The 9,322-nt window shown below is 64.4% G+C and carries 8 protein-coding genes, 1 tRNA gene and 1 rRNA gene; 4 read left to right on the forward strand and 6 right to left on the reverse strand.

The window, feature by feature from the left end; translation table 11 throughout:
* Positions 1 to 180 (reverse strand): hypothetical protein (locus tag M3498_15305; GenBank protein MDQ3460648.1); only part of this gene is annotated, 180 nt, incomplete at its 3' end.
* Between the two features lie 56 nt (positions 181 to 236).
* Here M3498_15305 and M3498_15310 point away from each other — a divergent pair.
* The 4 genes from M3498_15310 to M3498_15325 all read left to right on the forward strand — a co-directional run bounded on the left by M3498_15310 (position 237) and on the right by M3498_15325 (position 4,959).
* Positions 237 to 584, forward strand: coding sequence for an endo-1,4-beta-xylanase (locus tag M3498_15310; GenBank protein ID MDQ3460649.1), 348 nt, complete (start codon positions 237 to 239; stop codon positions 582 to 584).
* A gap of 218 nt (positions 585 to 802) precedes the next feature.
* On the forward strand, positions 803 to 1,411 hold the full coding sequence (locus M3498_15315) for a ThuA domain-containing protein (GenBank protein MDQ3460650.1): 609 nt from the start codon (positions 803 to 805) through the stop codon (positions 1,409 to 1,411).
* A gap of 262 nt (positions 1,412 to 1,673) precedes the next feature.
* Positions 1,674 to 3,701: a diguanylate cyclase gene (locus M3498_15320; GenBank protein MDQ3460651.1), complete on the forward strand. Its 2,028-nt coding sequence runs from the start codon at positions 1,674 to 1,676 to the stop codon at positions 3,699 to 3,701.
* A 214-nt stretch (positions 3,702 to 3,915) separates the two neighbouring features.
* Positions 3,916 to 4,959 (forward strand): hypothetical protein, encoded by a 1,044-nt coding sequence (locus M3498_15325; protein MDQ3460652.1) that lies wholly within the window; start codon positions 3,916 to 3,918, stop codon positions 4,957 to 4,959.
* A gap of 21 nt (positions 4,960 to 4,980) precedes the next feature.
* Here M3498_15325 and M3498_15330 read toward each other — a convergent pair whose 3' ends face one another.
* The 5 genes from M3498_15330 to rrf all read right to left on the reverse strand — a co-directional run bounded on the left by M3498_15330 (position 4,981) and on the right by rrf (position 9,320).
* Positions 4,981 to 5,274 (reverse strand): hypothetical protein, encoded by a 294-nt coding sequence (locus tag M3498_15330; protein MDQ3460653.1) that lies wholly within the window; start codon positions 5,272 to 5,274, stop codon positions 4,981 to 4,983.
* A 161-nt stretch (positions 5,275 to 5,435) separates the two neighbouring features.
* On the reverse strand, positions 5,436 to 7,061 hold the full coding sequence (locus M3498_15335) for an alpha-amylase family glycosyl hydrolase (protein ID MDQ3460654.1): 1,626 nt from the start codon (positions 7,059 to 7,061) through the stop codon (positions 5,436 to 5,438).
* Positions 7,062 to 7,192: 131 nt separating this feature from the next.
* Positions 7,193 to 8,716: a carboxypeptidase M32 gene (locus M3498_15340; protein MDQ3460655.1), complete on the reverse strand. Its 1,524-nt coding sequence runs from the start codon at positions 8,714 to 8,716 to the stop codon at positions 7,193 to 7,195.
* A gap of 361 nt (positions 8,717 to 9,077) precedes the next feature.
* Positions 9,078 to 9,153, reverse strand: a tRNA-Gly gene (locus M3498_15345).
* Between the two features lie 50 nt (positions 9,154 to 9,203).
* Positions 9,204 to 9,320 (reverse strand): 5S ribosomal RNA (rrf, locus tag M3498_15350).
* Positions 9,321 to 9,322 lie beyond the last annotated feature (2 nt).

Genomic DNA, 9,322 nt, shown 5'->3' on the forward strand with positions numbered 1-9,322 from the left:
CCAAAGCGCCTTGGCGTCAAAGCTCTCACTGCTCAAGAACCTCGTGACCTTGTCGTGACTTATCGACCCCTCCAGCATCCCTGACAACCCTGTCGCCGTGGTGTAGCTGAACGAGCTGATGAGAAAGTGCCCTGTGAAACGGGTATAGTCACTGTAAACCTCTAGCAGTTCTCGATTCATCTTCCTATCCTAGTGTTTCTGCCCCTCGTGCGTAAGGTGAGGAACTCATCGAGCTGTTGCAGGCGCGCGGGCTCATCGACGGCATCGGCGTGCAAGCGCACGGGCTCGAGCGTGTCGATCCTGGCGTTATCGAAACCAACTTGAACGCTCTGGCGGAACTCGGCTTACCCATCTACGTCTCCGAACTCGACCTGGACACGTATGATGACGGGTTGCAGCTCGAGTTCTATCAGCGCGTATTTCCCGTCCTATGGGAGCACGAGGCGGTGGCCGGGGTGACCTTGTGGGGTTACAAGGCCGGCGAGACTTGGAAGCGCAACGCGTACCTGATCGACTGGTTTGATGAGGAGCGGCCTGCGTTGCAGTGGCTGAGACAGTACCTCCAAGCCGCCGGTGAATCTTGAAGGCGAGGTTGCTTTCGCACCCGCACGTCGGAAACACCTGCGGAATCGTCTCGCCGATATGGCGTCTGCGCTCCGGGCGAGCGCACCGCGATCGGCGGGTTCCTATCAAATGCCGACAGGCTGAGGAGCCGGCGTTTGCTGGAACTCGAGCGCTACTCCAGCAGAGCTTACGGCGCCCGATTAGAACCCGATCGGCGCTATAGCTATAGGAGGTTACCGTGAAAAGAGCCTTGATCATCCACGGCGGTTGGCCCGGGCACGAGCCCGACCTGCTTGCCGATCACGTAGCCGTCTACCTGGACGAGGAGGGTTTCCGTGCCGACAAGGCAAATGCGCTGGACGTGCTCGACGACCGCGACAGGCTCGCTGCCGCGGATCTCATCGTGATGATCTGGACGATGGGCGCGCTGAGCGAGGCGCAGGAAAGGAACCTGACCGGCGCCGTTGCAGCGGGCACCGGCATCGCCGGTTGGCACGGCGGCATGGGCGACGCCTTTCGCAACAGCCCGAACTACCAGTTCATGGTGGGCGGGCAGTTCGTGTCCCACCCGGGGAACTTCACCGCTTACGAGGTGAACATCATCAAGCCCGAGGACCCCATCGTAAAAGGTATCAGGGACTTCAGGCTGACCTCCGAGCAGTACTACATGCACATAGACCCCTCGAGCGAAGTCTTGGCCACCACCACCTTCGGCGGCGAGCACCTGCCCTGGATCGCGGGAACCGTCACCTTCCTCTGGCGCTTTGTGGCGCGGCGGAGGGCGGCGCATGTTTATCGCAGCTACGGCAAACTGTGGCAGGACCATGAGCGCAAACGACTCGCCTAGCCTCTAGCCGACGCCCCGACAACTGGCCTTGCTACCCGCCGCCTCGAGACCGAGGCGGCGGTCGCCTTTGGTCCCTGGCGGCCGATCTGGTATCTGGTATGATGTGACGCTGTCGTAAAATGTGCGTTCGTCATCCTTCATAATGCCTTAGGGCTTGGCAGTCTGGGAGGTGCCGGCTTTGGAAAGGGCACCTTATGATCAAAACAGGACGCTATTGGGGCGTGAAAGGACCGATGTGATGGGGGCGAGCAGCACAGAGCGCGTGCGAGAACTAGAGGGGCAACTGAGGGCGCTCGAGCAGGAGCCGAACCAGCGGAGCAAGCTCGATCTCAAAAACGAGCTCGCCTGGGAGCTGTGCCGCCAGGACGCGCCGCGCGCCCTGGCGCTGGCCGAGGAGGCGCAGCGGCTCGCCCAGGAACTCGGCGACGAGCGCGGCCTCGCCTACGGCCTGATCACCCAGAGCGCCTGCTACAGCCTGCTCTCGCGCTACGAAGACGCGCTTGCGGCGGCGGCCGAGGCGGAGCGCCTGCTGGGGGAGCTCGGCGACCTCTACGGTCAGGCCAGGCTGGGCGCCGTGGTCGGCGTGGTGCATACCCGCCTCGGCAACTACGACGAGGCGCTCGCCGCGCAGGAGGTCAGCTTGGAGCGCTTCAGGCGCCTGGGGGACCGGCAGGGCGAGGGTCAGGCGCTCATGTACGTGGGCGCCGTCCACGAGGCGCGCGGCAACTACGAGGAGGCCAAGCGCCTCCTGGGCGAGAGCCTGAGCATCTTCGAGGGGCTGCACAGCGATAGCGACTATGCTCAGGCGCTACTCATCTTGGGCATCGTCCACAAGCAGCTTTCCGAGTACGCGCAGGCCACCGATCTCTACAACCGCGCCCTCGAGCGCTACCGCGCTGCCGGCGACAAAGTCGGTGTCGCCCACGCGCTCAACAACCTCGGCACGGTCTACAGCGAGGTCGACGACTACGGCCGGGCGCTCGAGATCTACTTCGAGGTCCTCGCCACCGCCAAGGAGCTGAAGCACACGGGCATGGTGGGCGTCGCGCTGGCCAACATCGGCGAGATCTACGACACGCTCGGCGACTATCAAAACGCCCTCGGCTTTTTCGAGGAGAGCCTGGAGATCGACCGCTCGCTCGGCCACAAGCGCGACGAGGCCACGAGCTATGAGGTGATCGGCCACCTCCACGGCAGGCTGGGCGACTACACCCAGGCGCAGGCCTATCTGCTCAAGGCCTTGGAGCGCCGACGCGAGCTCGGTGACCGCCAGGGCGAGGTGTCCTCGCTGCGTCGCCTGGGCCAGCTCTACGGCACCATGAAAGGCAAGGCGCGAAGCTCGTTCGAGGACAGCCTCGAGCTGGCCCGGGCCATCGGCGACCGCCAGGGCGAGGTCGAGGCTATGCTGGGCTTGGCCGAACTCCTCATGGACACCCCCGAGGCCGCCGCCCACCAGCTCGAGAAGACTCTGGAGCTGGCCCAGGCCCTGGACCGCCGCCGCTACACCGCCGAGGCGCACCAGTTGCTTTCGCAAGCTCACGAGGCGCTCGGCCGCTTCGACAAGGCGCTGGCGCACTACAAGAGCTACCACGCGCTCGAGCGGGCGCTGCAAGAGGAGCGCAGCGGCAAGCGCGTCAAGAGCATGACCCTGCAACTCGACTTGGAGCGCGCCCAGCGCGAAGGTGAGCTCCACCGCCTGCGCACCGTCGAACTGGGCCGGGCCAACGAGGCACTCGAAGCCATCAACGAGAAAAACAGCGAGCTCCTGGCCAAGCTCAAGCAGCAGGCCGAGATCCTGGAAAAGCAGACCAAGGAGGACGCGCTCACCGGCCTCTACAACCGCCGCTACTTAGAAGAGCAGCTCGACTACAACTTCCGGCTGGCGCGGCGCCACCGCCGCAAGCTCACCGTGGCGATGCTCGACATCGACGACTTCAAAGAGATCAACGACGCGCTCTCGCACCAGATCGGCGACGAGGTCTTGAAGACCATCGCGGCGATCTTCAACAAGATGTTGCGCTCGACCGACATGAGCGCCCGCTACGGCGGCGAGGAGTTCGTCCTGCTCTTTCCCGAGACCTCGGCCAAGGACGGCGTCATGATCTGCGAGAAGATCCGCAAGGAGGTCGAAGGCTACGGCTGGTACCGGCTGCACCCCAAGCTGGTGGTGACCATCTCCGCCGGCGTCGCCGACGACCTCTCGGTCGACAACCACGAGAAGCTCCTGACCCTGGCCGACGACAACCTCTATCGCGCCAAGCGCGGCGGCAAGAACCAGGTGGTGGGCTGAGCAGGGGTCGGGGGTCAGGGTCAGGGTCGGGAGAAAGGCCTGGGTTCCGGCCTCAGCAGGCTTATGCTTGGCTGCGAGGGGGCTTGTTTAGCCAAGGCCACGTCACGGCAGCATTGTGTCTGGGGTGGGCGTTGTTTTGCGGAGGACTCTGTTAGCATTCTGGTGCAGGTTCGAAAACGGCACACGTCTTCTCTTATCTCCTTAGGCGGGTATCATGACGATTCTAGGCGCGGGCAACATCTTTAGCATCATCCGTGAGATCGACCTCTCCAAGACCAAGGCGGAGGCCGAAACGCGCTTCACGCTCCTGCTCACCGGTCAGGAGGACCTGGCTCGCGCGCTGGCGCTAAAGCTCAGTGAGGATTCGGGCAAGGCGGGTGTGCATCCCTGGCTGGTGGTGGACGAGCCCTTGGCGTCTTCGGCGCTCGGCCACTACGACCTGGCCCTGTTCGTGAGCGCCCGGCTCGAGCCGGGCGAGGAGGACAGGCGCAGGCTGCGGCATCTCCAGGAGGCCGGGGTGCCCGTTCTGGCGGTGGTGGTCAGCGATGAACTGAGCGACCGCGTCGGCGCCGAGGTGCCGCGGCCGCTCGAGCGCGCCCGGGTAGTCCTGCCCTCTTCGCTGGCGCCGCAGGACCTCAAGTCGCGGTTGCCGCCCGCGCTCTTGCAGGCGGCCGGGCAGCCGCTCAGACTGAGTCTGGCGCGACAGCTCCCGCTCCTGCGCAGGCCGGCCGTTCAGGACCTCGTCGAGGAGACCTCGCGCGCCAACGCGCTCTACACCGCTTCATCGGGATTCGCCAAGGTGGTGCCGATCCTAAACATCCCCCTCAACGTCGCCGACATCGTGGTGCTCACCAAAAATCAGCTGGTTATGGCTTACAAGATCGCGCTCATGACCGGCAAGAGCGGCGAGCCCAGGGACGTCTTGGGCGAGATCGTCGGCGTGGTCGGCGGCGGCTTCTTCTTCCGCCAGGTGGCGCGCGAGCTCGTGGGCTTGGTTCCGGTCATCGGCATCGTTCCCAATGTGGCGGTCTCCTACGCGGGCACCAAGGTGATCGGCCACAGCGTCTACACCTGGGCCTGTCAGGGCAAGAACCTGGACAGGGGAGAGCTCCGCCAGTTCTACCAGGAGGCGCTCGAGCAGGGCCGCCGGGTCGCCCGGATGCTCGTCGGCAGGCTGCGCCGCCGCGAGAAGGCCGCCTTGCCTCCACCTAGGGAAGAGGAGCCCAGGGAAGAGCCCAGGGAAGAGAAGCTCAACTGAGCGCAGTGACCGGGCAACCCCTCAGCCTGCCCGGTTCTTGAGCATGAGCCGCGCCAGCCCGGGCGGGTTGGAGACGGCGTGGCGGGCCTTGGCCCAGGCCTCCTTGACGGCCAGGTCCTCGGGGCTCAGCCGCGCGCTCTCGAGCCCGGCGTAGTCGCCGACCTCCTCGGCTTTGGCCTTCAAGAGGTCGTTCAAGACGTGGTGCAGGGCGTCACGGACCATGAGCCCCTCGCGCAGCATGTCTTGCATCTCCAACACCCGTGACACCAGTTCGGCGTGGCTCATCTCCTCGAGATCTTCTCTGCTGCGTTGCATCTTGCCTCCTGCCGATAGTCTAAACGCTTCCTTCGACCGCTACGGAGTTTGCTTTGCAGTCCAGTCTCGGCCGACCGTAGCGCTCTAGCTGGCGGGCGGCCTGGTGGCGGCGATGTCCAACATGCTCGCCTCGAGCGATAAGGGGCCGCTGACCGGAACCCTCAGCTGACCAGCACCTTCGCCTCGTACTCGGGCAGGTCCAGGGTCAGGGCGCCGCCACGGACCTCGAGCTCGTAGCCTCTTGTCCACTCGCGCCAGCGGCCGTCCGCGGGCATGCCCTCGACCGTATAGCCGCCGTGGTAGCTGTTCGACAGGTTGGCGATGACCACTACCTTGCCGCTCTCGTCCTGGCGGACAAAGCCGAGGACGCCCGCCCCGTGGTCCTCGAGGAAGAACTCGAAGCTTTCTCCCCTCAGGGCGGCGCTCTGGCGGCGCAAGGCGATGAGCCCCTTCCAGACTTCGAAGAGGCCGCGGCCCTGGCTCTGGCCCAGGAGCGGCCACTCGAGCTTGTTCTTGTCGATGGTCTTCTCCGTCGCCACGCCAAACTCGGTGCCCATCCAGATCATGGGAATGCCGTAGGCGGTCGTCACCAGGACCGCGCCGAGGCGGGCGCGCTTGGAGGCCTCGTCGCCTGAAATGCCCGCCTGCTCGAGCGTCCAGAGGAGATGGTCGTGGTCGTGCGAGGAGAGGTAGTTGACGAGGTTCTCCGGTCCGGGAAAGTCGCGGCTGCGGGCGTCGAGCAGCCCCTTGATCCTACCGAGGTCGCGGTTTTCGCCCGTCAGCAGCGCGCTCATACCGTGATAAAAGGAGTTGTGCCAGGTGCCGTCGAAGGGGCCCTCAGGCCCGACCAGCCCGGGGATCTCGGGGATGTGTTCGGCGACGGTGTAGAAGGGCTTGCTGCCCGCGGTGCGCTTGGCTTCTGCGACCACCCATTTCAAGAAGTCGGGGTTGTCCAGTTGCTTGACGGCGTCGAAGCGGATGCCGTCGATGTGGTACTCGCTCACCCAGAACCTGACCACGTCGCCCATGAACTTGCGGGCGGGCATGGTGCCCAGCTTGTCGTCATGCTTGGTGTAGTCGAACTCGGGCCCCCAGTTGTGCTCGGCGTCCTTGGGCTCCTTGTGAAACCAGTATTCGTAGTCGATCTGGGTCAAAGGCGTCTCGGACTCGCCGTGGTTGCAGATCATGTCGAGGATCACCCTGATGCCGCGGGCGTGGCAGGCGTCGATGAGCCTCTTGAGATCGCTGGAAGAGCCGTAGGACGACTCGGCGGCAAAAAAGTGGCGCGGGTTGTAGCCCCAGGAGCGGTCGCCGGGAAACTCGTTGACGGGCATGAGCTCGACGGCGTTGACGCCGAGTTCGACCAGATAATCGAGCTTCTCGGCCGCCCCCTGGTAGGTCCCGCCTTCGGAAAAGTCGCCGATGTGCAGTTCGTAGAGAACGAGGTCGCGGTCGGGCGGCAAGGGCGCGCCGTCGTGCCGCCACTCATAGAGGTCCACCTTGCGCTGGCCCTCATGGATGAAGACGAGGCCGTCGCCCGCGCCGGTGTCGTCGACGGCGGTGGCGTAGGGATCCACCACGTCCACCCAGGCATTCTCGTCCATAAAGAAGCTCTTGGAGCGGACGCGGAACTTGTACTTGTAGAGGCCGTCTTCCAAGTCTACGGTAGTCCTGAAATAGCCGTCGTCCCCTCTTTCCATGGGGAGCGGTTGCCAACCGGAAAAATCGCCGATGAGGGCGGCTTCGTCGTTGTAGGGTGCAAAGAGCGCAAAGTCGATGGCTGCCACGGTGGTCTCCTTGTCGGACACACCCTGCGGGTGGTCAAGCAGGGATTATGACACGCCCCTCACTTCCCGCGTGTGACGGCGCTTCTTTTGATTCACGGCTCAGCATACCCAACCTAAAGCTGGAGTTCGCGTCAGCTCAAGCCATAGAGTGTCCGGAACTTGGTGTTCAAGTAGCCGATATAGGGCCCCGCGTCCAAGTCGCTGCCGGTGACGCGTTTCAAAAGCTCGCGCGGCTCGTACTTCGAGCCGTGGCGGTGGATGTTGTCGCGCAGCCAGCCGAGCAGGGTGCCGAACTCGCCCTGGGCGACGCTGTCCTCGAGCCCCGGGTGCGCCCGCTTGGCCGCCTCGAAGAACTGCACGCTCATGACGTTGCCGAGCGTGTAGGTGGGAAAGTAGCCGATCAGGCCCATCGACCAGTGCACGTCCTGCAAGCAGCCGAGAGCGTCGTCGGGCGGGGTGACGCCTAGATAGTCCTGGTATTTGCTGTTCCAGGCCTCGGGAATCTCGCCGACATCGAGGCGACCCTCCAAGATGGCGAGCTCGAGCTCGAAGCGCACCATGACGTGCAGGTTGTAGGTGATCTCGTCGGCCTCGACGCGGATGAAGCTCGGCTCGACGCGGTTCACGGCGGCGTAGAAGTCGTCCAGGCTGACCTTGCCGAGTGCCTCGGGGAAGAGCTCCTGGGCGCGCGGGAAGTAGTGCCTCCAGAAGCCGTAGGAGCGGCCCACCAGGTTTTCCCACAGCCGCGACTGCGACTCGTGGACGCCCAGGCTGGTGCCGCGCGCCAGCGGGCTGCGGTCGTAGAGGCTGCTCACGTTCTGCTCGTACATGGCGTGGCCGGCTTCGTGCATGGTGCCGAAGAGCCCTGGGGACAAAAAGCCCTCGTCGTAGCGCGTGGTGATGCGCGCGTCGTACTTCGACGAGGCGCTGGCGAAGGGGTGGACGGTCGGGTCCAGGCGGCCGTGCTCGAAGGAGTAACCAAAGGCGCTGGCGATCTCCTTGCCGAACCTCTCCTGGCCTTCCGCCGGAAAACGGCCGCGGACGGGCGCGTCGCTGAGAGCACGGCCGCTCTCCCTGATGTCCTTTAGGAGTATCACCGTGGCGTCGCGCAACTCGGCAAACACCTCTCTGACGGTGGCCACCCTCGAGCCCGTCTCGTAGAGGTCGTGCAGGGCGTCGTAGGGGTGGTCGTCGTAGCCCAAAAAGTCGGCCTGCCGCCTGGTCATGTCGATCATCTTCGCAAGCGTCGGCGCGTACTTGGAAAAGTCCGAGTCGCGCCGGGCCTCCGCCCACACGCCCTGACCCTCGGAGCGGAGCCGGGCCAAGTCGGCGACGAAGTCGGCCGGCAGCTTGGTGGCGCGGTCATAGGCGCGCCGCGCCACGCGGATGAGCGCGCCCTCGTCGCTGTCTCCTCTATAGCCCGCGCGCTCGGCGGCGTCCAGAAGTTCGCCGGTGCGCCGCTCGGTCAGCAGCTCGTGGCTGAGCCGGCTCAAGGTCGCGGTCTGCTGCGCCCGCGCCGCCGCGCCGCCCGGCGGCATGTAGGTGTTCTGGTCCCAGCCGAGCAGGCTGAGGGCGCCGCCCAGGTCGTTCAGGGTGGCGAAGCGTGTCTTCAGGTCATCGAGCGCCGCTGTTTGCTCTTTGGTCGTCGTAGACATCTATCTACTATAGCTCAAGGTGACGGCCTTGTGTCCGAACCTGTGTCACCGCCAGGGCTGACGCACCTTGATCGTAAGCTAAAGGGCGACCTCACCTTTGCTTCAGGCAAGATATGCCCACTACAGCCCTGCGTGGTAGGTCCCCAGAAGGTTCCCAGAATCGTGCGTACAAGGCCCTTCAGGCGCCCACAAGAGCGGCCTCGACACCTTAGGCCAAGCGGCTAAGGTGCTCGACTGACTAAGCCCGGCAGATAGGCGAGTCGATTAAAGTTGGTCGTAAATTGGCAGTAGACGAACCCACCAAAGCAAAAGCCCCGCACTTAGCGGGGCTTAAGGTTGCCGTCCTAGCTGGGCTTTCGTTTGGAGCGGGAGACGAGATTCGAACTCGCGACATCTACCTTGGCAAGGTAGTGCTCTACCAGCTGAGCTACTCCCGCACAGCGTGAGATACCATTAGGAGCATACCTCGAGCTAATTATAAAATAACTTTCCGCACCGACCTACTTTTGCGGGGGACTGCTCCCCAACTATCATGGGCGCTGACGTGCTTAACTTCCGAGTTCGGGATGGGATCGGGTGGAGCCACGTCGCTATGGGCACGGAAAG

The sequence above is a fragment of the Deinococcota bacterium genome, assembly GCA_030858465.1.
Classification (GTDB): Bacteria; Deinococcota; Deinococci; order Deinococcales; family Trueperaceae; genus JALZLY01.